Annotated in this window: 14 protein-coding genes; 7 read left to right on the top strand and 7 right to left on the bottom strand. The window is 65.9% G+C overall.

Annotated features, from left to right (window positions below):
- Window positions 1–143 precede the first annotated feature (143 nt).
- The 4 genes from ABZX86_RS24080 to ABZX86_RS24065 form a co-directional block, all read right to left on the bottom strand.
- Complete coding sequence (locus ABZX86_RS24080) at window positions 144–1472, bottom strand: AAA domain-containing protein (protein WP_355126922.1); 1329 nt, start codon at window positions 1470–1472, stop codon at window positions 144–146.
- Window positions 1462–2991 carry a hypothetical protein gene (locus tag ABZX86_RS24075; RefSeq protein WP_355126921.1) on the bottom strand — a complete coding sequence of 510 codons (1530 nt, stop codon included), beginning with the start codon at window positions 2989–2991 and terminating at the stop codon, window positions 1462–1464. The genes ABZX86_RS24080 and ABZX86_RS24075 overlap by 11 nt, the downstream gene beginning before the upstream one ends.
- Entirely contained in the window at window positions 2988–4124 is a 1137-nt protein-coding gene (locus ABZX86_RS24070; RefSeq protein ID WP_355126920.1) for a hypothetical protein, read from the bottom strand. The genes ABZX86_RS24075 and ABZX86_RS24070 overlap by 4 nt, the downstream gene beginning before the upstream one ends.
- Window positions 4125–4192: 68 nt before the next feature.
- Window positions 4193–5044, bottom strand: a complete 852-nt coding sequence (locus ABZX86_RS24065; protein ID WP_355126919.1) for a hypothetical protein — start codon at window positions 5042–5044, stop codon at window positions 4193–4195.
- Window positions 5045–5176: 132 nt separating this feature from the next.
- Here ABZX86_RS24065 and ABZX86_RS24060 point away from each other — a divergent pair, with 132 nt between their 5' ends.
- Genes ABZX86_RS24060 through ABZX86_RS24030 form a run of 7 tightly spaced genes read left to right on the top strand, consistent with a single transcriptional unit; the run spans window position 5177 to window position 16645 of the window.
- On the top strand, window positions 5177–6481 hold the full coding sequence (locus tag ABZX86_RS24060) for an exonuclease SbcCD subunit D (protein WP_355126918.1): 1305 nt from the start codon (window positions 5177–5179) through the stop codon (window positions 6479–6481).
- Window positions 6481–9633 (top strand): SMC family ATPase, encoded by a 3153-nt coding sequence (locus ABZX86_RS24055; RefSeq protein ID WP_355126917.1) that lies wholly within the window; start codon window positions 6481–6483, stop codon window positions 9631–9633. Before ABZX86_RS24060 ends, ABZX86_RS24055 begins: the two co-directional genes overlap by 1 nt.
- Window positions 9633–11219 carry a DUF3375 domain-containing protein gene (locus tag ABZX86_RS24050; protein WP_355126916.1) on the top strand — a complete coding sequence of 529 codons (1587 nt, stop codon included), beginning with the start codon at window positions 9633–9635 and terminating at the stop codon, window positions 11217–11219. Before ABZX86_RS24055 ends, ABZX86_RS24050 begins: the two co-directional genes overlap by 1 nt.
- Window positions 11125–11811 carry a DUF4194 domain-containing protein gene (locus ABZX86_RS24045; RefSeq protein WP_355126915.1) on the top strand — a complete coding sequence of 229 codons (687 nt, stop codon included), beginning with the start codon at window positions 11125–11127 and terminating at the stop codon, window positions 11809–11811. The genes ABZX86_RS24050 and ABZX86_RS24045 overlap by 95 nt, the downstream gene beginning before the upstream one ends.
- Window positions 11808–15164: an SbcC/MukB-like Walker B domain-containing protein gene (locus ABZX86_RS24040; RefSeq protein ID WP_355126914.1), complete on the top strand. Its 3357-nt coding sequence runs from the start codon at window positions 11808–11810 to the stop codon at window positions 15162–15164. The genes ABZX86_RS24045 and ABZX86_RS24040 overlap by 4 nt, the downstream gene beginning before the upstream one ends.
- 14 nt (window positions 15165–15178) lie before the next feature.
- Window positions 15179–16411, top strand: coding sequence for a Wadjet anti-phage system protein JetD domain-containing protein (locus tag ABZX86_RS24035; RefSeq protein WP_355126913.1), 1233 nt, complete (start codon window positions 15179–15181; stop codon window positions 16409–16411).
- Window positions 16412–16450: 39 nt separating this feature from the next.
- Window positions 16451–16645 carry a hypothetical protein gene (locus tag ABZX86_RS24030; RefSeq protein WP_355126912.1) on the top strand — a complete coding sequence of 65 codons (195 nt, stop codon included), beginning with the start codon at window positions 16451–16453 and terminating at the stop codon, window positions 16643–16645.
- Window positions 16646–16670: 25 nt separating this feature from the next.
- Here the strand turns inward: ABZX86_RS24030 and ABZX86_RS24025 are convergent, their stop codons facing one another.
- From ABZX86_RS24025 to mobF, 3 genes are all read right to left on the bottom strand, one after another.
- Window positions 16671–17120 (bottom strand): hypothetical protein, encoded by a 450-nt coding sequence (locus ABZX86_RS24025; RefSeq protein WP_355126911.1) that lies wholly within the window; start codon window positions 17118–17120, stop codon window positions 16671–16673.
- A gap of 151 nt (window positions 17121–17271) precedes the next feature.
- Window positions 17272–17421, bottom strand: coding sequence for a hypothetical protein (locus ABZX86_RS24020; RefSeq protein WP_355126910.1), 150 nt, complete (start codon window positions 17419–17421; stop codon window positions 17272–17274).
- A 395-nt stretch (window positions 17422–17816) separates the two neighbouring features.
- The gene (mobF, locus tag ABZX86_RS24015; protein ID WP_355127281.1) at window positions 17817–22739 is read right to left on the bottom strand and encodes a MobF family relaxase; all 4923 of its coding nucleotides are present in this window, start codon (window positions 22737–22739) and stop codon (window positions 17817–17819) included.
- Window positions 22740–22897 lie beyond the last annotated feature (158 nt).

Here is a 22897-nt window from a genome sequence, read left to right as displayed (position 1 = left end):
CTCAGCGCGAGGCTGCGGGGTAAACGGCGGAAGACCGGTCGGCCCACGGCGAATCTGAACGCTTCCGGCCCTACTCGTACGACGAGCTGGTGGCCCGCGCCGCAGACGTGCCAGATCGGGGCGGAGCTACCGAGTAATCGGCATCACGCCGTCACCCGGTGCTTCCCCAACTTCTCCATGATCACCTGGTTCGCCTCCCACCCGTCTGGGAACTTCGCCGCCACCCCCAGATGTACCGGCTCGGTCGACGGATGGGTGTCCAGCAGGTCCGGGATCCCTTTTCGTGCAACCACGATGCATGCCTGTCGGTGTCTGGATGTGAGGACGCACAGTCGGCCGGCTTCGAGGTGGAAGGAGGTGGCGTCGCGGCGGCCGGACAGGGGGTGGACGACGATCATTACCTCGTATTCGCGGCCCTGAAGCCGGTTCGCAGTATCGACCGCGATGTTGCGGGCGTGCGGGTGACCGGTGCTGGACAACGCGATTCGGGCCAGGTCGGCTTGGTCGCGGTGCGCGACGCCGATGGCGATGTCGGTGGCGGTGAGGACTCGGCCGTCGCGGTGGCGTTCGCAGGTGGCGACGGCGCCGCGGTCGAGGATGCGTGCGGCGAGATCGGCTGCGGCCTGGATGGTTTCGCCGTCGGTGCGGGGCACGTGGCGGCGAGGCAGTTCATGTAGTGCCCACCCGGTCGTAAATGCGGTGGCGAGGGTTTCGTCGAGGTCGGTGCGGCCGAACCCGGCGGTCCGGAACTCCATGGCGCGGGTGCCGGGTCCGGTGCCGGACGAGAAGAGGGCTTCGGGGTAGAACGCGTCGGCGACGGTCGGGGCAGCGGTATCGGGAAGCCGCCACGACACCGGCAGCTGACGCACTGGGGTGGTGGGGTTGTGGTCGAGCATGACGGTGACTCCGTTCACTGAGGGGTCGTGTGGCAGGCCGATCCAGCGTTCGGTGCCGACCATGGTGAACGGGTCCAACTGTCCCGGGTCTCCGACGAACAAGCCACGGTCGAAGCGCGCCACGATCCGCAGCAGCATGTCCGATCGCATTTGGTAGGACTCGTCCAGGATCGCCCACCCGTATCGTCTGTCGGGTACGGTCGCCCATTTCGCCGATGTGCCGACGATGATCTGGCATCCGGTCAGATCGGTGATCTTCTGTCCGACTGTGGCCGCGGCCCGCACGGCCGGGGTCGGGACGTAGGTGCTGCCCGAGAGGCGTCCGATGCTCAGCTTCGGATGTTCGGCGGACAGGCGCGCGATCATGTCGTCGACTTGATTGTTGGTCTGCGCCACGATGATCGGTTGCTCGTCGTGGTCGACGAGGTGTCGGGCCGCACGCACTACGAGTGTGCTTTTGCCGGCGCCGGGTGGTGAGTCGACCACGATCGCGCGGTGGCCGGCGTCCATGTCGGCGAGGATCGTGGTCGTGGCCGCTTCGGCGGCCTCGGCGGCGTTCGTGTGGTCAATCATCATCGCCCCATTCCTCTGCGTGCGCGTCATCGGGAATCACACCGTCGTCGGTATCAGGGGCTTCGGCATGAGTGTGGGTCCAGGGTGTGTCGGCCCAGTCCGGGAACACCGCTCGCGGTCGCCAGCCCGGGTTGGGCAGGTAGGCGATGCGGCGGCCGATATCCGGCACTGCCGACCGGTTCGGCTTGGCAGGGGTGCCCATGCCGCCGTTGACCTCGATGGTCACTATGCTCGCGGAACCTTCCCAGACGGTCGACATGATGGTGGCTTTGTGGCCGTCGGGCATGTGTGGGCTGATCAGTTCGGTGCCGTCGGCGAGCCGGGTGGGGTCGGGGGTGCGGAGGGTGATCAGGGGCCGCAGCGTGGCCCGGTTCTTGTCGCTGAGCACGGTCCGGTCGGGTTCGGTGTCGATGACCTCGCCGGCGAACGCTTCACCGACACTGCGGCGGTCGGCTAGTACGAATTTGTCGTCCATCGCGGTGGCTGCTTCGAAATCGGCCAGCGCGCGCTCGAGCCGGTCGAGTCGCCGGGCTGCGGCGACAGCGCCGTCGCGGGCGTGTTGCGGCCGGGTGTCGGGGCTGTCCTGGAGGTCGGAGAAGTAGGTGAACTGCTCGCGGTCGTTCGTGAATCGCCGTTCGACGTGGGGTGCTTCGGGGATTCCCCGCAGCAACGCGATGGCCTGCCACATCATCCGCCAGGTCGGGTTGATCTGTCCGCTGAGCAGCTCGCGGAGCTCGGTCCGCGCAGCAGCAAGCGCGGTGTGGTCGCCGTGTGCGCGGGCGGCGCCGAGGTCGCGCAGCGCTGGACCCAGATCCTTGGTGTCGAAGTTCGGGTCGGTGACCGGCCCGGCGGGTGGCCACAGGATCGGGTCCTCCGCGTCCAGGATCGCTTGTTCGACACTGGTTCCGGTGGGGGGTTCGATCCAGGCCATCAGTGACGCCAGATTCCGGTCTTCGAGGCCGCTCTGCCCGGTGGCCCAGTGTTCGGCGAGTAGGTCGGTGACCGCCATCAGCATCGAGGTGCCAGCCTGTTCGGCGGAGTCGGCGAGAAAGGTCAGCCAACGACCGAATTCCGGGACGCCGACGGGAACTGGGTAATCACCGCCGGTTTCACGGAACCGGCAGGCGCGTCCCAAGGTGGCCAGGAACCCGATACCGCCGGAGTTTGGGACCAGGATCTGCGGGGCGTCGGTGTACAAGGACTGGGCTTCGCCCCTCGTCTTGGGCGTGTTGCGGCGGTCGATGCGACAGGAATTGATGTGTCCCATGACTTCGCGGCCCAGGTCGGCGGTGAATTCAAACCGCTGCACCCGGTCACGTGGCTGCTCGACGATCAAGAGCGTTGGCGCGTGTCGGGCCTGGCCGACGATCGCCGCCAGCGGCGCCCCGGCTTCACCGGCCATCGACAGTGGCACGACCACCAGCGGCCGAGGCGACAGTCTCCGATGCCGGTACTCGGTGATCGGGACCGCCCGCATGGTCTCCATTGCCTCGAGGCGCAGTAGCGCGGTCACTCGGCTCATCGCGCACCTGCTGCGGGAGTTTCGGCGAGTTCGCCGCGCAGGCGGGCGGCGTGCCGTAGGGCCGCGGCCATCTCGGCCTGATCCGCGGTCGGGGTCAGTTCACCGCGTGCCAGACCCAACGCCATGGTGAGGGTGTCGATGCCGCCGAGCTGTTCGCGCACGGCCGGACCGAGGACGTCCACCGATCCGGACGCCCTGGCCTTGGACCGGCAGAAGAACGCCATTTCACAGTGATTCAGGCAGCTCGGCCGGTAGTCCGACTCCACAGACGACAGCGCCTTTTGCAGGTCTTCTTTCGCACGTTCGCCGCTTGCGCCGTCGGACAGGTCAAAGGTGAGGCCGGCGGGCAGCTTGTCGATGAGATCGCTGATCTTCTCGAGCCGTTGCAACTGGCGGGTGAGGTTGCGGACCTGTTTGCGGGCGTCGATCTTCTCGCCGGTGGGCCGGTTGCTGAAGTTCTTGGGTGCCACCAGAACTACCTCGTCCGACACCGCTATCGGCCCGATGCCGTGTTCGGCGAGCATGGCTCGCAAGGCGATGATGTAGGCGGCGGCTTGGGTCGTGGCCGCGCGGACCAGGTCCGGGTTGGCTTGCCGGTCGATGATCGGGAAGCTCTTGATCTCCACGACGTGGAACTTGCCGCGGACCCGGAACGCCACCAGGTCCGGTTCCAGGAACGCCCTATGCCCGCCGACGGTCAACATCAGCATCGGGTGATCGAACAGAGTGCCCTGTTCTTCGCCACGGGCGACCGCCACCAGCCGATGACAGGTTCGGGTATACCGGACCGAGGGTGTCGGGTCGCCGGAGACCTCGTTGAGGTCGGCGTGCGCGACCTCGGACGGATCCAGTTTCAGAGTTTCCCGCAGTACGCGCAGCAGTTCGGTGCCGCCGTTTTCCTTGACCATCGCTTCGAACGAGTCGCCGCGGGTGATGGCGAAAACGGACTGCCCGTAATGGGTTTCGTAGCCGGCGGCTTTCGCGATCGCCTGTTTGTCGGAGCCGGAGGCGTCCAAGACCGCGCGTAGGGAGCACCGCGGGTTGTTCTCCAATGCTGCCAGGGATCTGGCGTTGTAGGGCAGGCGGGCCGTGGAGCCACGCAGCGCGTCCAGCCGAGTGTCGGGGGCGGTCACAGGGAGTCGATTTCCTCGGTGATGGTAAGGAAGAGCAAGGTCAGTGGGATGGAACTGGTGCGGACCAGTCAGCTGCCAGCCCGCACCTGGTTGATCTGTCGCATCGAGACCCCGAAGAGTTGCTGCTCTTCGGTGAGTTGTTTGCGGACGCGCCGCGCGGCTTCGGTGCGAGTGGTCTGGTCAGCGGATTCGTGGATCGCCAGTTCTGCTGCGGCGGCGTCGATCACCCGTTGCGGATCCACACCGACTCCCCCGGCGGTCGACGTCGACGCGGTCGCGTCAGTGATGGTCGCCGCGAATCGCCACAGTAGGCGAAGCGCTGCCGGTGTGGGGCCGACTCCGGTGGTGCAGGCCAGCTGGACCGCCTCGGCGATATTGATCGTGCTGGTAAGGAAGTCCACTCGTGGCGACAACGGCCCGAGGATCCGCTGTTCCAGCGACCAGGTGCTGATGGTGATCAGTGCGCGGGCGGGACCGAGCAGGTCGTAGTTCAGTGCCGGGCACAGATAGTAGGGGCGCGCGCCGGGCGCAGTCCGGTAGGACCGTTCCTCGTCGCGGCGCAAGCTCGACAATTTCGCCGCAGACAATTCGCCAGGAAAGAACGCCTCGTGCACGTTGACGATCAGTTTCGGGGCTGCAGGGACCTGCAACAACATCAACGCACGGTGCGCGTGCTCGCGCGCGGGCAACATCGTCGCCTGCGAGACCAGCGACTTTGTTGCTGCGCCTGCGGCCGGATCCTCGGCGCGTGCAGGTGCGGGCTCGGTGATGTCCAGCAGGGCGTCCCACGCGCGTTCGGCGCGTCGGAGTTGGGCGCGGAGTTCGGTGGCTCGTTCGGCATCGCCGGAGGTGGACGCGTCGCGGATAGCTCGACGCAGCGCGGCGATGTTTCTCTCCAGCACGTCCAGCGGTTCGCTCATAGCTCCACCGTACCAGAGTTCCAGAGTTTTCCAGACTTTCTCCCGAGTTTGACGTAGAGTCGTGGGTGCTCGGCTCCATTCGATTCGCGACGGCGCAGCGTTCGCCGTCTGTCATCTCCCGGAGAAATCCCAGTGACCGCACGCATCTTTCACACCTCCGACTGGCATCTGGGCCGCCAGATCGGTCACCGCCGGTACCGTCGCGACGACGAGTTCGACGCGGTGCTCAACGAAATCATCACCATCGCAGAGGATTTCACGCCCGACCTCATCGTGCACAGCGGCGACCTGTTCGACGGGCCGCGCCCGAGCCTCGAGGATCTGCGGCGCGCCGCCGACACCCTGCGCCGCCTGGGAAAAATCGCGCCCACCGTCGTTGTTGCCGGCAACCACGACACCCACGCGGTGCTCGGCTTCCTGCGGTATGTGCTCACCCTGACCAGCGATTCCAGCCGCGTACGTTTCGCCACCGGCGCCGACGGGCTCGTGGTCGCCGACTATCCCGCCGCCCGCGGCGAGCAGACCATCCGTATCGGCGCGCTGGCCTACCTGCACCCGAACCGGTTCACCTACGAATTCGGTGATCCCGCCGCGACCACCGCATCGTTCGCGCAGCAGATGCGGCACGTACAGGCCGACGTCGCACGCCGACTGGCCGCAGGGCGGAGTCCCGGAGACGTCCTGGTCTACGCCGCGCACCTGTTCGTCGAAGGCGCAACGCCGGCGTATTCGGAACGACAGATCTCGCTGGCCTCGGATTACGCGGTTGCGGCGGCCGGTCTGCCGCTGGTCGACTACGGCGCACTCGGGCACATCCACAAGCCACAACGGATTGACACCATCGGCTTTCCCGCTCACTACGCGGGCTCGCCGCTGCAACTGGACTTCGGCGAGACCAAGGACACCAAGAGCGTGGTCCTGGCCGAGATCGAACCCGGCCGCAATCCCCACATCGAACTGGTTCCGCTCAGTGCCGGCCGGCGGCTGGCGAACCTGACCGGGACCCTGGACTCGATCGCCCAGCGCGCCAACCGGATCGGTGACGCCTGGGTGAAGGTGATCGTCGACACCGACGGCCCAATCACCGACCTGTCACAAACCCTGGCCGCCATGCTGCCCAAAGCGACGATCGTGGACATCCAGGAGCGGCGCGCTGGCGCGACCAGCGAAGTACTGGACCGATCCGCCGCCGCCGAGGTTCCCGGCGTCACCGATCTGCTGCGCGACTACCTGACCGATCGCAAGGTCACCGGACGGCAGCTCGACCACGTACTGGCCGCGCTCTCACAGATTCAAAACGAACCCGACCACGCCGAACCGGCACCGTGCTGCGAGGAGAACGTACTCAACGCGGTGATCGGCGGGCACGACATCACCGACACCGACCGCGCCGGGCTGCTCAACGCTGTCGGCACCGAGGCAAAGGCGGCCTGCTGATGATGCCATTGACATTGTCGGTCACCGGGTTTCGCAGCTACCCGGCCCCGGCCACCATCGACTTCACCGGCAAGGGGCTGACCGCGGTCCTCGGGGACACCGGCGCGGGCAAGAGCAGCATCCTGGAAGCGATCACCTACGCGCTGTTCGGTGTGACCACCTGGGACGCCCGCAGCACCAGCCAACTCATCGCCGACAAATGCGACGCGATGAACGTGGACTTCACGTTCCGGCACGACGGACATCGCTGGCGGGTGTCACGGACCAACTTCCGCAACACGACCCCGGCTCGGCACCACCTCACCAATCTCGACACCGGCGAGGAAATCGACAATGCCCGAGCGGTCGACGCCCGGATCAAATTGATCCTCGGGATGGGATCGGAGACTTTTCTGCGGGTTGGGCTGCTGCCGCAGGGCCAGTTCGATCAACTGCTCGTCGCCTCGGGCAGGGAACGCACGACCCGGCTGCGCGAACTGTTTGGCGCGGACTCGCTGACCCAGGCGCGCGAAACCGCACGAGCCCAACATGAACGGTTGAACGGGTTGATCCGGCAGGCGGAGCAGAAACGCGCGACCATGCCGGACGATCCCGCTCAGGCCGCGCACGACGCAGGTGAGTCGGCCGCGGGGTTCGAAGCGCGCGCCGAACAGCTGTCCGAGGTCATCATCACCATTTCGGCTCTGTGCGAACAGATTTCCGACTGCCGGGAGACCATGCGACAGGTGGGCGACGCGGCCCGCCGCCTCGACGGTTCCGCCGGTGCGAACTCGGTGATGGTTCTGGACGAACTGCGGCCGATCGCCGATCGCCTCGCCGGCCAGCAGGCCGCGCTCGCCGGCCGCATCTCCGAGGCCGCCACAGCCGAACGTGACCTGGTGGAACGGATCGCGGCCCGGGAATCGGCGGGAGACGGAGTCGAGGTTCTCGGCAAAGCGGTCGTTCTGATCGACGGTCTGCTCGCCCGGATCGGCGACCATCGCATCACCAGCGCTGACGCAGCCGAGCGGGACACCCAACTGGCCGCCGAGAACGATCAGATCGACGCAGCCACCACCGAACTCGACCAACGCTCAGCGAAAACTACCTCGCTGACCGAATCAGCGGAGGCCGCCGAGTCGACGGCGGCGGCCGCCCGCACACGGGCTAGCGCGGCACGAGCCGCAGTCACCGCGGCGATAGCATCCGCGTCCAGGACTGTTGAGGTCGCTGGCACCTGGCAGAACGCGGTGCGACGGGAAGCAGCGGCGACGCAGGCATTCGAGACGTTAGGTGCCGACGAGGCCACTGTTACTCAGGATGTCGAGACATCCGAGGCCCGCCTAGCGACACTCACCCAGCGCAACCAAGCCGCCGCGCTCTCCGCAAACCTGCATCCGGGCGACGATTGCCCGGTCTGTCAGCGTGAACTTCCCGCCGCCTTCGCCCCCGGCGATACCGCGACCGACACCGAGATCCATGCCGCACAGACAGCGCAGGCCGCAGCCCGGGCGCGGTGGCGCGAGTTCCGCGACAAACTCGCCAAGGCACATGTGACGGCTACCGCAGCCGTGGACACGGTGAACCAACAGGACCGGACCCTAGAGCAGACTCGGGTGGCTACCCGTGACGCGACCGAAGTGGCCGACCGGTCACTCATGGAATTCGCTACGCTCACGGACACGTTCGATGCCGAAGCCGCAACCGCCGCGCTCAAAGCGGCCATCACCAAGGTGGCGGAAACGGTCGGTGATCCGGAAACCCTGATCGCCGACCTTGTCAGCATGATCACCGATGCCGAACGTGAGCTCGACGACCGGGCACGGTCCAAGCGCCGGGAAGCCGACAGCCATGCCGCTTCCGTCGACGCCGAAACTCGTGTGTTACAAGACCGACGCGAAGTGCTCGACAAAGCTCGTCGTCAAGCCGCCGCGGAATCGACACGGCTCGACACGGCATGGACCCGGATCACCAGCGACGTCGCGACGTTGCCGACCCCCATGCGCACCCTGCTCCCGAACGATCTCCACGACCTCGGAGCAGCCGAAACCACCGCCGCCGCAGCCGCGATAACCGACCGTTTGGCACAGACCAGAGTGCTCGTCGACTCGCGAGAAGGGGCTCGCCGGCTGCTGGACACACTCCAGGCCGACCAACGCGAGGTCGAGAAGTCCATCCGCGAGCAAGTCGAAACGCCCGTCGGTGAACTGCTGCACCAACTGTGTACGCGGGCCGACACCGCCGAGCGCATCAGCGACCAGCACCACCTCGGCCACCGGCCGCCGCCGCGACCCGCAGTACCCGACATCGGTTCGGTGCGGGAATTCGCGGTCGATTTGACAGAGGTCACCGGCCTGCTGATCCAGGAACTTACTGTGATCTTCACCGGACACCAGCACTTCGTTGACGCCCACACCACCGAACTGCGCGAGCTGGCCGGAACCCTCAATGACATAGACGGATTCGACCCTGCAACTGACCTGACCGAGCCGAACGCGATGCACCCGCTGGTCGCGGCCAAAGCCACTGCGGTCCGGCAAGCCGAAGAGCGCCGAACCGCTGAAGTGACTGCCAGCGCACAGGTGAAGCCAGCCGCCGACCTCGATTTCGCGATTGCCGCCGGTAAGACCCGTGCGGCCGCCGTCGATGTGCTTCGGCGCGAACTCGTCGACGCCAAGTTTCTGCGACACCTGGCACTCAGCAACACTCGCTCCCTGCTCGGCATCGCCAGCGACCTCTTTGGCAAAATGACCGGCGACCGGTTCGGTTTCGCCGAAGACTTCGAAATCGTCACCCGAGCCACCGGCGTCAAACATCCCGCCGGACGGCTCTCCGGCGGTGAGAAATTCCTCGCTTCCCTGGCTCTGGCGCTGGCGCTTGCCGATCTACATTCCCGCAGCGGCCCCCGCCTCGGATCCCTCTTCCTCGACGAGGGATTCGCCACCCTGGACACAGACGCCCTCGAAGCCGCACTCGACGTCCTGCGTACCCAAGCCGGCAGCGACCGCATGGTCATCGTCATCAGCCACCTGCACGCTGTCGCCGAAGCCGTCGACGACGTCCTGTGGGTACAACGCGAACCCACCGGATCCACAGCACACTGGCTCACCGCCGCCGAGCGCGACCAACTGGTAAACGCCGATGTAGCCGCCGGATTGCAGGCGCTGACGTAATGGCATTCAGAGATATCGAAGGCGCCTACCAAGGTGCGCTTCGGACGTTCAAGACACCGATGCTCGACCTGCTCCACCAGACCTACGCTCCGTTCGTCGTCACCATGTTGGCAAGCATGTTCACCGCCGGCCGGCCCACGGTGACGGTCGCCGACGCACAAGCTGAGATCGGTGACGCGTTGAACCAGCTGCGGTCATCCGGATATGGCGAAGACGGGCAGCTACCGCTGCCTACCGGGAACGCTCGCGAGCTGTGCCGGTATTGGGTGAATGCCGGCTGGCTCATCTGCCAAGCGCTGGAAGACAACACGGAGGTGTATCGGCTGTCCGCCCACGGCGTTGGCGCGTTGGAGGTCGCCGGCCGGGTGGCGGGATCACGGACCCGGGTGTCGGAGTCGCGGGTCCGCACTCTCCTCGACGCGGTGGAGCGGCTGGCACAAGACTCCGACCCGAATCTGGCCGACTACGTCGCCCGCCTCGAAGCCGAGATCGCCCAACGTCAGCAGGAACTGCGGCGGCTGGAAGCCGGCGGCGATATCGAGGCGGCCGACGATGATCAACTGGTCGAAGAAGCCGAGAACGTACTGCATCTGGCCCGAGAGCTACCCGCGGATTTCGCTCGGGTCGCGGAGTCGATCAAAGCCATGCAACGAGAGGTCGTCACCGACCTCCGCCAGGATATCCGGCCGACGGGCGACGTCTTGCGCGAATACCTCGAACGCGGGCAGCAGGTCATGGACGCGACCCCTGAAGGGCGGGCATTCGCCGGCGCCTTGCGGCTGATCGGGGACCCCGAGCAGATCGACGAGCTTTCCGGCCGCCTGCGCACGGTGAGTCGGCACCGGTTCACCATCCAGATGAGCGAACCACAGCGACGTGAGTTCACCGAAATCGCCCGCCGAATCGAACGGGGCGTCAAGGAGGTACTGACCGCACAACGGCAAGCGTCACACGTGATCACGACCCAGGTGCGGAATCACGACCCGATGCGCGACCGGCAAGTCGACGAGCTGCTGCGCGACGTGGTGGTCGGACTCCACCGGGAAATGCGTGACCTACGCCGCGGCGAGGCGATCCAACCGCTGCGACGGCTGCCGACTCTGAACATCGACCATCTACGTCAGACAGTCACCGATCCCCGGCCCGCAGTGCCACCACCGCCACTGGCCGAGTGGGACTACGACACGACGCAGACGACCGACACCCGCGCCTGGGGCGGACCGAATTACCTTGCGCTGGCGGCCTACCTGGCCGAGTATCCGGCGAACGAACACGGTTTCACCGCCGTCGCTGATGCATTCGGCGACGCCCCCGACGATATCCGCCGCCCCGTGGATCTCCTTGGCCTGCTCGAACTCTCACACCGTGCGGGCATGACCGAGACCGAGGAAGTCGTCACCGTCGAGGCGATCAGACCCGATGGCACCCGCCGACAGTTCGCCTTCGGCGGCGTCCTTTCGACCCCGAACCGCGAGAAAACGGAAGATAGAGATGGACGAAGAACGCCAGCTACATCAGGTCGAGGACTCGGGCTTCATCAACCCGGTATCGATGGAGGAGGACCCGGACGAATTGTTCCCGGGTGACGCCGGAACCTTGCCACCCGAAGTGCGGCGGACATTGGTGCGGCTGCTGCAGCGGCGAGTTCTGTTCGCAGACAAAAACTCTGCCCAGTGGCGCACGCTCCTCGAGAACCAGCAGCTCATCGAGTCTCGGCTGCACGACCTGTTCGTCCGGCTCGTCGTCGATCACGATCGCGGTATCGCCTACAAGTATCAGGTTCGCTCGGAGGAGCTCGACGTACCGATTCTACTGAAGGAGGACCCCTACAACCGGGCCGAGACCCTGGTATTGGTGCACCTGCGCACCGTTTTTCAGCGGGAACGGACCGTCGGGGAAACCACCGCGCGAGTCGACGTCGAAGAACTCGAGCAGACAGTGCTCACCTACTTCAACCCCGAGGACCCGAACACCGCCAAAGCACAGCAAGAGATCCGCAAGGCGACAGCCCGCCTGGTGACAGAAGGGCTGATCGAGGAGGAGACCGCCGGACGGTACCGAATCACCCCGCTGGTGGAAGTCGTGATGAGCACAGAGAAATTGGGGGAGCTAAGCCAGTGGCTGCGCAGCCGCGCAGATGGCACAGGCGGCGCCGAATCGGTGGGGGCTGAACAATGACCATGATCGACACGCTCTTCGGGCTGATCCCTCAAGCATCGCGCGGTGAGCAATGGGTCGCTCGCGACCTCCAACTGATCAACTGGGGCGGATACGACGGTCACCACCGCGTGCGTCTCTCTCCTGGCGCGACTCTGCTCTGCGGCGAATCCGGCTCCGGCAAGTCCACGCTGATGGACTCCTACATCGCGTTGATCATGCCGCACACCATGCCGTTCAACGGTGCCTCCAACGGCGGCATCGTCGGCCGCCCGCGTGGTAAGGACCAGCGAAACATCGTCTCCTACGCGCGCGGTAAGATCGACGAATCCCGAACCGCCGGCGAGACGAAAGCCCGAGTCCTGCGCGGCGACGGCCGGGACACCTGGTCGGCGATCGCGATGACGTGGGTAGATCAGACCGGTAAGACGTTCACCGCGGTCCGTGCATGGTACGTGCCGTCAGCCGCCCGCTCGGTCGACGATCTCGTCCAGCTGCGAGCGACCTGCGACGACACCTTCGATCTCCGCATGCTGGAACAAGCCTCGAAGAACCGGCTCGCGGACCAGGCGGTCAAGGCGCTTGGGCTAAGACCACACAACACCGACAAAGATTACGTCGCGCGGCTACATACCGCCCTCGGGATTGGCGCCGCCGGCGACGGTAACAAGGCCGTGGCGCTACTCGGGCGAATCCAGGCCGGACAGCAGATCACCACCGTCGACGCGCTGTACAAGACGATGGTTCTCGAGGAGCCGTCAACACTCGCCACCGCCGACGAGGTGGTCAAACAGTTCGATGAACTGTCCAACACACGAATCCAGATGCAGACGGCGCAGCAGCAGGTCAACGCCCTGTCGCCGATACGCGGACACCGTCGGGCGATTTGCGACGCGAACGAACAGATCCAGATGATCGACGATATCGGTTCGTTCACCGCGCCGTCCGCTCCGGCGGGACTGTGGTGTCTCGGCAAGCGAGTCGAGCTGCTCGAATCAGTTCGGGCAGACCTCGAGACCCGCCGCAACAGCGCGAAGTCCGAATTCGAATCGGCATCGGTCGTGGCCGAGGCGGCCGCGGCCGAGCGAGACGCCGTCAAGGAAACTCTGCGGATGTCCGGCGGCGACAGGTTGGCCAATGCACTCCGAGAGCAGGAAGCCGCCGAACGGCGGCTGGGCCCAATACGGCAGGCGCGGTCGCGACTCGACAACCATCTCGAGGTCCTCGGCAGAACGGCAGCAGACAAGGACGAGTTCGCCGACTTGGTCGAGCAGGCCCGCAGCATACTCGCGGATGAGAAGGCGCGTGAGTCTGCCCGCGACAAGTTCGCGGATGCCAGGTCGCACGTAAAGGACCTCGAGAAGCGGCTGGCAGTACTGGGCGCGGAACGCAAAACGGCGCTGGCTCACCGGAACAACATTCCCAACGATCTGCAGCAAGCACGGGCGGAGCTTGCGGAGGCCGCCGGCCTCACACTGGAACAGATGCCGTTCGTCGCCGAGTTGATCGAGGTACGTACCGAATTCGAGCCGTGGCGCGAAGCGTTCAACCTGGCGCTGGGCGGTTTCGCGACCAGAATTCTGATCGACACCGCCCACCTGGACAACTTCCGAGCGAAGATCAACTCGGTGCGCACCGCGCGCCGCATCCAATTCGAAGGCGTGCCCACCGGACTGCGCGACGCGATCAGCCTGAACGACCGCGAGCTCCCAGGACGGCTGGAGTACCGGAACTCGCCCTTCACCGCGTGGCTGAAAAATGAACTCGCCCAACGGTTCCGCTACGTGTGCGTCGAGTCGCCCCGCACGCTGGGGCATCATTCGAAGGCACTGACGATCTCTGGCCAAATCTCGGACGGCCGTCGAGGCGCACACGGCGGGCAAGGTCGCCGCAACGTTCTCGGCTTCACCAATAATCGACTGCTCGAGCTGCTCGACGAACAGATTAATGCTCTCGACGAAGAAACTTCTGGTGCCGCTAGGCGGCTCGAACATGCCGACGCCGCCCTGAAGTCCTTCGAAAACCATCGCTTGGCCTACTCTGCCGTCGCTGAACTGGCTTGGGAGCAAGTCGATGTCGACTCCATCATCGCGGAACGGGACCGGTGGGCGGGGATCATCGACGACGTCCAGTCCGGAAATCCCGAAATCAGCCGACTCCAGGATCTAGCGAAAAAAATCGACGCGAAGGTGAAAGACCTCGACGGCGCCAGGGCGCGGGCCGAGGTGAAGGCACAAGACACACAAAAGGCTTTTTCCCTTCGTGATACCGAGACCGAGGACACCTTGCAGGCCCTCGACGACGCCGTCGAATCCGGGCAGGACGTATCCGAGCAGCACCGTGACTACTTGACCGAGTTGTTCTCCACGAATGACGGAGGCGACGCGCCGCCGGAAAAGGCCCTCGACTGGTTCGATATGACCATCAGCCAGGTAGCGAAGCTGGTCACAGCGCAACGGCAGACCGCCGAAGCCGCGATCTCCAGTGCTCGGCGCTCGTTGGCCATCGCGTTCGCCAGCTTCGTCGAGCGCTGGCCGAACCCGAACCTCGGCACCGACCCGGACGCATCCTACGGCGACTTCGAGCGCGTACTCGACGAGCTGGAAGCCAGCCAGCTGCACGAGCTGCAAGAGCAGTGGCGCGACAGCCTGCTCAAACTGTCCGGCAACGACCTCACCAGCCTCGACAGTGAGCTCAACGCGGCGATCCGTGAGATCAAAGATCGGATCGAGCCGATCAACCAGATCCTGGCCGGCCTCGCGTTCTCTGACGAGGACCACCGACTCCGCATCGACGTTCGAGACAGCCACACAGCTGTGCGCGCGGGATTCCGCAATGAGCTTCGCGCGGTTCGCCAGACGATCGATCAGGCAGCTGGCGACAGTGAACGCGAGCAGGCCTACCTGCGGATGAGCAAGGTGATCAATCGGATTAGGCGTAATGCACCCGACTTCGGCGACCTGGTCGACGTCCGCAACCACATTCGCATCAGTGCAGAGAAGCTCAACGCGGCCGACGAGCATGTCGCCCTCTACGACCACATCGGGGAGAAATCGGGTGGCGAGTCTCAGGAACTCGTTGCGTTCATAGTGGGGTCTGCCCTGCGCTACCAACTGGGCGATGGCAACGCGGAACGGCCAAGGTACGCACCAGTGTTCCTCGACGAGGCACTCATCAAGGCCGACGCCCGCTACACCGGCCGCGCAATCCAAGCGTGGCGGGGCCTCGGGTTTCAGCTGATCGTCGGCGCGCCCAACGACAAGAACAGCGCTATCGAACCGCACGTCGACGCCCAATACCTGATCCTCAAGACCGCACAGAGCAGATCCTGGGCCAAACCCATCGTCGGCGTGTCCGAGGGGGAAGGCCAGTGACCAGCCGACTTCTCATGCCGAACGAGGCCGTTGCAGTCATCCAGCGAAGGATCGAACAGAGGTGGGCCGAGGCGGTGTGCGCGGAGCGCGGAATCGGCGCACACGTCAGCTTCCAAATTCAGCTGCGCCCTGGCATCTACACGGGTAAGGCGGTCGAACAGCTGGGATTCGGTCGATGGCACGAATGGCGGACGGCGTGGCGAACCTTCGACCAACAGATCGTCGCTGGTGTACCCGGCGTCAGCATCATCGGCAAACCGGTGCCGGTCCGTGGCTTGACCGATGAGGTCCCTGCAACCCTGGTCGCCGAGACTCTGGGCGCCGCCGTAGAGCTTGTGAGCCGCGCGGAGGGTCCGACCTCGACAGTCGACGCTGTGCGCGCCCATTCGCTCTCGGCATCGCTCCACGACGCTGGGGGAATCCTCACAGCAGCCACGTTGAAGGCAGCGTGTCGTCTTGGTGACTCCGATGCCGCAGCGCTGGTCGCGGCGGTGTCCTGGCTGGCCGGGCACCCCGACCTCAGCGGCTGGACCGCGCGGCAGCTCCCGATCCCGGGAATACATTCGAAGTGGCTCGAAACCCACAGCTCGGTGCTGCAGATGGTGTCGGGGCGAAACGTGCGGGCCGAAGTCCGACCTCGACTCGCTGTCGTTCACCTGACCTATGTGGACCCTGAGTACCTCGCCACAGACCGGCGTCGACACGACGCGTGGACCACCGGCGACGTCCACGCTCTCGCGTACACGCCCCGAATTGTTCTCATCGTCGAGAATCGCGATTCCCGACTGTGGTTCCCGCCGGTGCCAGGCACCATCGTTGTCGAAGGCAACGGGAAAGCGGCCGCCGGCCTGCTATCGGAAGTCCCCTGGATACGCGATGCCGAGCACGTCGTCTACTGGGGCGACATCGACGCCGACGGCTACGGCATCCTCGATCGGCTCCGCGCGGCAATGTCCACACCTACTGCCCACGGCGGTCCCGCCAAGATTGTCCCCTCCATCCTGATGGATATCACCGACCTTCAGCGCTACGCCCAACACGGCGTGAACTACGACAAGTCCGGCAGATCGATCAAGCCGTGCGCAACGAAATTCGCTCACCTGACACGGTCCGAAGCATCCGCGTACGACTTCGTGGCTACAGCAGGAGCCGCGCCGTTTCGGAGAATCGAACAGGAGGTAATGTCATTACCGGAGGCAGCCTCCAGGCTCGACGACATCACGCACACCATCAGAAGCACTCGATAAAGTGTTGCGATGACCACCTGAACCCAAGGCGGCCCCGGGGTGCTGCGCGCCACCCACGCCCGGCACGTCATCGCCGATGAACCCGACCCGGAGCAAGTGGCGCGCCGGTTGCAGCAGGTCAAACCCGATCTGCCCCAGATCCACGCATTGCGAGCCGCGCGACCGATCCAGCACCCAGGTCGGCAGCGATTGGCCGCCGATGGTGAGGACACGCAGCTCACTCTCGATTTCTGAAGGGTCGCGATCGAGCCCTGATCGCTCATCTTGCGGCGCGGTGGTCCTGCGGTCGTGGGTCGGGAAATCGTGCGATGTAATCGTGGGCGCGCTGCCAGGGGTCGTGGGCGAACTCACGGCGGCCGCGCATCCAGTACCGGGCGCACAGCTCTTCCAGACTCAAATCGATCGGCCGGGCCTGATAGTCAGGGCCGGGTTCGGCCGCGCGGGAGGTGAGGAGAAGTTCGGGTTCCGGTATCCATCCGGAGTGATCGAAGGCCCACACCCCGTCCGAGGCGTACACGTGGCCAGGGTTTTCAGCACCGGCGGGCCACAGCCCCGTCACCCCGAATCCGTTGTGGCAGGACAAGAACGCATACGCCAGGACGTGACACGCGCCGGCCGCAAAGAAGTACTGATCGTCCCGGTCCCAGGCAAGGCGTTCGTCGGCACGCTCGAGGGGGGTTCGCCGGAACACCGCGCACGGAACGTACATGCACCGAGTGTATTGCGCAGGCGCGACGATGAATCGATGAGTTCGTGTGAGGTGTTGAACGCAACCTGCGAAAGGTTGTGCGGGCTGAATTCGCCTGGAAACCAACAAGATCGGCGTGAACTGATTAGCATTCTGCGCTGATTGCATACCATCAGTTCCAGGGGGATAAGCCGCTCATGTCGGTGAAAACATCAGTGCGCGTGGCCTTGTGGGTCATCTCCGCGTTCATGGTCGGTGGCTGCGGCCACCAAGTTGAGCAAACGTCCCAGGCGAGTTCGACGGCGAGTTCGACAATTGCCACGTCAACGACTGTGGCCGCCGCCTCCACATCACCGGCGGACCCCCCTACGGCACCTGCCCCCACTACAACAGCGGCGCCGGTACCTGATGACGCGTGGGAGCGTGAGTCACCGGCGGTGCTGCGCCGCGACATGTGCACACAGTTTCTGCCGTGGCTCCTGCAGAACAAGGCCGCATCCGCGACCCTGGACCCGAACTGGTCGATGGACGCCCTGGTCGAAAGTTTGATTACGAGCATGCCCGAGGGCGATAAATGGGCCGGTCTGACCACCGAGCAACAGGCTGCCGCAGTAGCAGGTCTACGCGACGCAGGGAAAGCCGCAGCCGTAGACGGTGGGGGCTGCCCGTAAGCGGATACCGCGCTGGCGCTGGGAGATCCGACTCAGCGCCGTGAAGCTAGAGGTGGGCACCGTGGTCGGGCCCGTGGCCGAGCTCCTGTTCGGGTGGAGCGGCGCTGTTTTCGGGTTCGATGTCGTGCTCGGGGTTCGGGTGAGCGGCCCGCCAGCGCTGTTCGGCGGCGCGTTCGGCGGGGGAGAGGCCGCGGCGGCGTGCGCGTTCGGCCTGCGCCTGCTCGAGTCGTCCGGCGGCCGTCGTCCGCTGCGCGTCCCGCCGTTCCCGGGCGGCCTGCGTGCGGGCATCTGTGGCGCGTGCGGCGGCGAGTTCGGCGGCCCGCACGGTGTCGGTGTCGCGGGCGAGCATCGCCGCCCACTGTGCCTCGGGCACACCGGTTTCGGTACGCGCGCGGGCTGCCGCGGCCGCGGTGGTGCGGGCGCGGGCCTGCAGATCGTTGCGGGTGGCGTGGGCCGCCTCGAGCGCGGCGGCCGAGTCCCGGCGGGCGGTTCGCCGGTAGGTGGGCAGCTCGTCGAGAACGTGCTGTGCTTCGCGCACGGCGAGCTCGGCGTCGGCGAGGGCGTGCGCGGCCCGCTGTGCTGCGGCGGATGCCTGTTGCGCGGCGCGGATGCGCTCGCTATGGACGTCCACCTGCTCATGTTGGGCTTGTATCCGGGCCTCGAGGGATTCGCGCCCGGTGTTCGACAGCTCGGCCGGATCGAGGCTGGTGACGGAGTTACGCAACTGCCGGATCCGAGTGTCGAGGACGGCCGAAGTGAGTGTCCGGAAGGGTTCGGCGAGCATCTGCTGGTGCATGTGCAGTTGCTGCAACGCTCCGATCTGGTGCAGCAGATCGGTGGCGTGATCGGAGACCGCGCGATCTGTGTCCGGGTGCTCCGGAGGCAGCGGGGTCGGGGTCGGTGCGGTGACCGGTTCGCCGGTCTCGAGGTGGTGGCGTTCGAGGATCGCCGCCGCGCGCTGGGTGAAGACGGTCGCGATATCGCTGCCACGGACCAGGCGCGGTTCGGTCGCGGTGGTGATCTCAGTGAGGAGCGCGGAGGTGTCGGTACCGGCGGCGCGGGCGTCGGCGAGCACATCCAAGAGATGCTCGTAATCGCGGCCGTCCACGACCAGACGGTGCAGTCCGGAGGGGAGTTGCTCGGCGAGCTGGTAGCGGGCCCAGTCCCGGCCCAACACTTTCGCGCAATGTTCGTAGTCCGCACGCATCCGATCGATCCTGACAGGCAACTCCGCGGCGCTGTCGGTGTCGAGGGCCAGGGCGTCGGCGAGGTGGGAGATGGCGGCGACCCGGTCGGGATTGGCATCGAGTTCCTCGACCAGCTCGGCGCTGGAGAGGCGCTCGTACAGTGCGGCGGCGTAGTCGGCCAGTTCGCTGTCCATGCCAGGATGCCGTGGCGGTAGCGCGGGAAGTTCGGGTACTTGCAGGTCACGCACCGCACTGAACTTGCATTCGCTGCCCCGGGCAGGCAGGCCGAGTAACCGGGCGATGTGGCGGTCGGCGCGGGCCCGCAGCACGGCGGCGGGATCGCCTGTCTCGTCGAGGGTTTCGTCGGTGGCACGCCAGCGATCGGTCGCGATGAGACCGACCAGGGTGGTGGTGTCCACACTGGCTTGCTCAGCGAGATCGAGGGTCTCCAGCAAGGTCGGATAGTGCGGAGATGCCTGCACCTGCTGAGCCAGATCCACCGGCAGGGCGCGCTCGAGCAGGTCCTCCAGGCGGGGATGCGAAAGGAGGGTGCGGGCGTAGTCGTAGATCTCGCGGGTGCGCTGCGGATCGTCGGCTCCGGCGGCGATCTCCTCGCGCAGGCGTTCGGTGGCGCTGATGTTGTCGTCGCCGCGCTCGAGTTCACGGCACCACACCTCGTACTCGGTGAGCTCCTCACCGGGGGCGTGATCGAGGTCGGGTTCGGGCAGGGTGTCGGTGGCCAGGAAGATGCCGTTGTATTCGCTGCCCCTAGTGAGTCCGACGTAGGCGAGGCTGCGCCCGAGCGCGGAGCCCATGAGCACATAGGCGCGCTGGACGGTCATTCCTTGTGCACGGTGCACGGTGCTGGCGTAGCCGAGTTCGACGGAGTCGCGCACGTATCGGGTGGGCAGGTGGACGTGTCCATGGTGGGTTATGCCGGTGACGGTGAGGGAGCCGTCGTCGTGCACGGCGTGCACCCGCCATTGCTCGCCGTTGTCGACCGGGTCACCGCGGCGGTAGCCGCCGGTGATGCGCAGTTTGTTGGTGTTGCGGCGGGTCACGATGAGATCACCCGCGTGCGCGGTGTGCGCGTCCGCCAGGCGCGCACCGGCGCTGTTGGTGTCGACGTGCCCGCGCAGCGCGTAGGCGGTTTGGGCGGTCCCGTTGAGTAGCTGCACATCGTCGAGGGTGGCGGCCATCATCAGGCTGCTGACACCTCGATCGAGGTCGTCCAGGTGCGCGGTGAGGATCTGCTCGCGCAGTTCATCGGCCATCCCGGACACCACACGGCCCGCGTTCTTGTAGAACTCCCATGCCTGTTCGGCGTCGCCGCCGCGCACGAACAGTGAGGCATCGGCTTCGTCCGGATCGGTGAACCGGACGACTTCTTGTAGGTGTGGGGCGAGGGTGTCGCGGGAGATCAGGCGTAGCACTCCGCCGGCCTCGACGGCGGACAGTTGTGCGGGGTCGCCGATCCAGCGCACGACTGCGCCGGTGTGGTCGGCGATGGTTTGTAGTTTGTGCAGGTTGTGTGTGTTCGCCATGCCTGCCTCATCGACCAGCAGCATGGTTCCGGCGCCTAGTCCGGCGTCGCCGCCTTCGCGGATGATGGTGAGCAGGGCGTCGATAGTGCGGGCGGGGACTTCGATTTCCTCGCCGAGGATGCGGGCGGCGCTCTTCTGCGGGGCGAGGGCGATCACGGTGCGCCCGTCGTCGATCCAGGTCCTCGCGACCGCGCGCATGGCGGTGGTTTTCCCGGTTCCGGCGGGCCCGATCGCGACCGCCAACCGGGTGCCAGAGGTGCACAGGTGCCGCACGATATCGCGCTGACCGGCGTTGAGCTGCTGACCGGTATCCGCTTCCGTGGCAGCGATAGCGGTATCGACCGCGGTCGTGGTGACGAACTCGGTGGTCGGGGTGCGGGCGGCCTCGCACAGCGCGGTTTCGGCATCGAGGACGGCTTGGCTGGTGTAGCGGATCGTGGTCGCCGCGCGGGTGCTGTACACGTTTTCCCCGTTGCGGCGGGCCAGGGCCGCCGGCACCGGGTCGGGGTCGATGCTCAGTTGCAGGCACTGCCCGCGCACCGCATCCACGAGCTGTTCCACGGCCTCGCGTTGGGCGTGGTCGGAGTCGAAGTGGCACAGGCTGATCCGGTCCTCGGCAGCGGCACGGACGTGTACCTCGGTCCAGGTGGAGCGCCGCCGCGACACGGTATCGAGCACGTCGGCGGCGAGGCGTTCGGGGTCGTACACGGTGCGCTCGGCAGCGGAAGCAGCCAGTTCGAGGCGGTCCAGGAGGTTGCGGTCGTTGCCCGGATCCAGCAGTTCGAAAACCTCTGCCGCCGCGGCAGTACGGGCGCTGTCGCTTCTGAACTCGTACATCTGCAGGGCCTCGGCGATCCGGGCCCGGATACGGCTGCGCGGTGCTTGGGCGATTTCCTGGGCACCACCGAGCGCGATGCCGGCGGCCAAGGCGGCGTGCTGGGCGGTGTAGCGGCGCACGGCATCGGGGTTGTTGCTCAGATAGACAACGTCGCGTACGAACTCCTGCGCGGTGCGCCCATCACCGAGCAGGGTTTCGACGCGATCAGCCCATTCAGCGAGCATCTCCCGCAACGTTTTCGGAATCGGTTTGGCATCACGGGTGGCCAGGGTCGCGGCCTGAGTGAGTTTGATCTGGGTCGCTTTGCTCGGGGTGCGGCCGTGCTTGGCCCGGTACTCGCGCACCAGTTCTTCGGTGGCGCGCAGGATATCGGGGCGGCGGGAGAACGCGGTGATCATTTCCTCTGGCACGTCCGCGATTTCCAGGACCGGGGCCTTGGAGATGCCACCTCGGTAGCGTTCTTCGAACCGCAATCCCAGCCGCCGCTGCAGCATGCCAGTGAGAGTGGCGTTGTACTGGCAGGACAGGGAAACGGTCGCGGAGAAGAGGGCGCGGGCGTCGAGGGCGCACCATTTCTCATCGCTGCCGCGCACGCGCGCGGACACCACGACATGGGTGTGTGGGTTCGGGTCGCCGGTGCGGTTGTCGAAGTGCTGATACATCGCGAATGTCAGTCCGTGCGCGTCGATCTGGCGGGCTCCGCCCGCGCCGCGCCGGGCCAGGGCGTAGTTGTCTTCCACCCGGTCGAGGGTGTCTTTGATGGCCTGTTCGTGGCATTCCCAGATCGCCCGGCGGGTGTCGTCATCGGCCAATCCCCACAGGATGCTGATGCTTTTCTGCGGGGTGAACACGCAGTCGTAGGCGGCGACCGCGTGCGCCAGGCGCCGCTTCTCATCGGCGAGCGCATCGGTGATGTCGTGGTCGGAAGGCTCTTGACCGAGATCCTCTGCGAGGCAGGTGCGGGCGGCGTTCTCGCGCAGAGTTGCCCATTCGTCTTTGGTGGGGGAGCGGCCTTGTGTGAGAAGGAATTCGGCTTTGCCTTGCGCGTAGGCAGCGGCGATATCGGTGGTGCCTTGTCCGCGCCGGTGGTGTCCACTGCCGAGCTGGGTCGCGGCTAGGGCCTCGCGGACCGACTTTCCGTCGTGCAGGGCTTGCAGCATCATTTCGTCGGCATTGGGGTGGATTCCTTCGCCGTACAGGGCTTGCATCTGGGCTTCGGTGACTTCCCCGGAGACTCCGAGCAGCTGCGCGCCGCGGCCCCACCATTGGCCGGCCGGAGCGCCCGAAGCGGTGTAGTAGTCGGTCAGGTTTTGGTCGTTGGCGCGTGTTCGGTCGCCGGTGGCCACCTGTCGTGTGAGGTAGGTGTAGCCATCGCCCGCGTGAATCGGGTGGATGGTCATCACGAGATCGAGTGTGCGCGCAAATTTGCAGCATCGGAAGGGGCAAGCCCGAAAATTCACAATCAGTGCAAGAGGTGTGTACAGATTTAGGGCTCTTAACGGGGGTAGAAGCGGGGCATACACGCAGCCAAGGGGCACAGGGCGAATACGGGACGCGT

Origin of the sequence: Nocardia sp. NPDC006630 (assembly GCF_040611495.1) — a bacterium.
Classification (GTDB): domain Bacteria; phylum Actinomycetota; class Actinomycetes; order Mycobacteriales; family Mycobacteriaceae; genus Nocardia.
This window is presented reverse-complemented; position numbering and strand designations above follow the sequence as displayed.

Bases quoted from the DNA above. Each gene is read 5' to 3' on its own strand.
- ABZX86_RS24080 (WP_355126922.1), bottom strand. From the start codon at position 1,472: ATGATGATTGACCACACGAACGCCGCCGAGGCCGCCGAAGCGGCCACG.
- ABZX86_RS24075 (WP_355126921.1), bottom strand. From the start codon at position 2,991: ATGAGCCGAGTGACCGCGCTACTGCGCCTCGAGGCAATGGAGACCATG.
- ABZX86_RS24065 (WP_355126919.1), bottom strand. From the start codon at position 5,044: ATGAGCGAACCGCTGGACGTGCTGGAGAGAAACATCGCCGCGCTGCGT.
- ABZX86_RS24055 (WP_355126917.1), top strand. From the start codon at position 6,481: ATGATGCCATTGACATTGTCGGTCACCGGGTTTCGCAGCTACCCGGCC.
- ABZX86_RS24050 (WP_355126916.1), top strand. From the start codon at position 9,633: ATGGCATTCAGAGATATCGAAGGCGCCTACCAAGGTGCGCTTCGGACG.
- ABZX86_RS24045 (WP_355126915.1), top strand. From the start codon at position 11,125: ATGGACGAAGAACGCCAGCTACATCAGGTCGAGGACTCGGGCTTCATC.
- ABZX86_RS24040 (WP_355126914.1), top strand. From the start codon at position 11,808: ATGACCATGATCGACACGCTCTTCGGGCTGATCCCTCAAGCATCGCGC.
- ABZX86_RS24035 (WP_355126913.1), top strand. From the start codon at position 15,179: ATGCCGAACGAGGCCGTTGCAGTCATCCAGCGAAGGATCGAACAGAGG.
- ABZX86_RS24025 (WP_355126911.1), bottom strand. From the start codon at position 17,120: ATGTACGTTCCGTGCGCGGTGTTCCGGCGAACCCCCCTCGAGCGTGCC.
- mobF (WP_355127281.1), bottom strand. From the start codon at position 22,739: ATGACCATCCACCCGATTCACGCGGGCGATGGCTACACCTACCTCACA.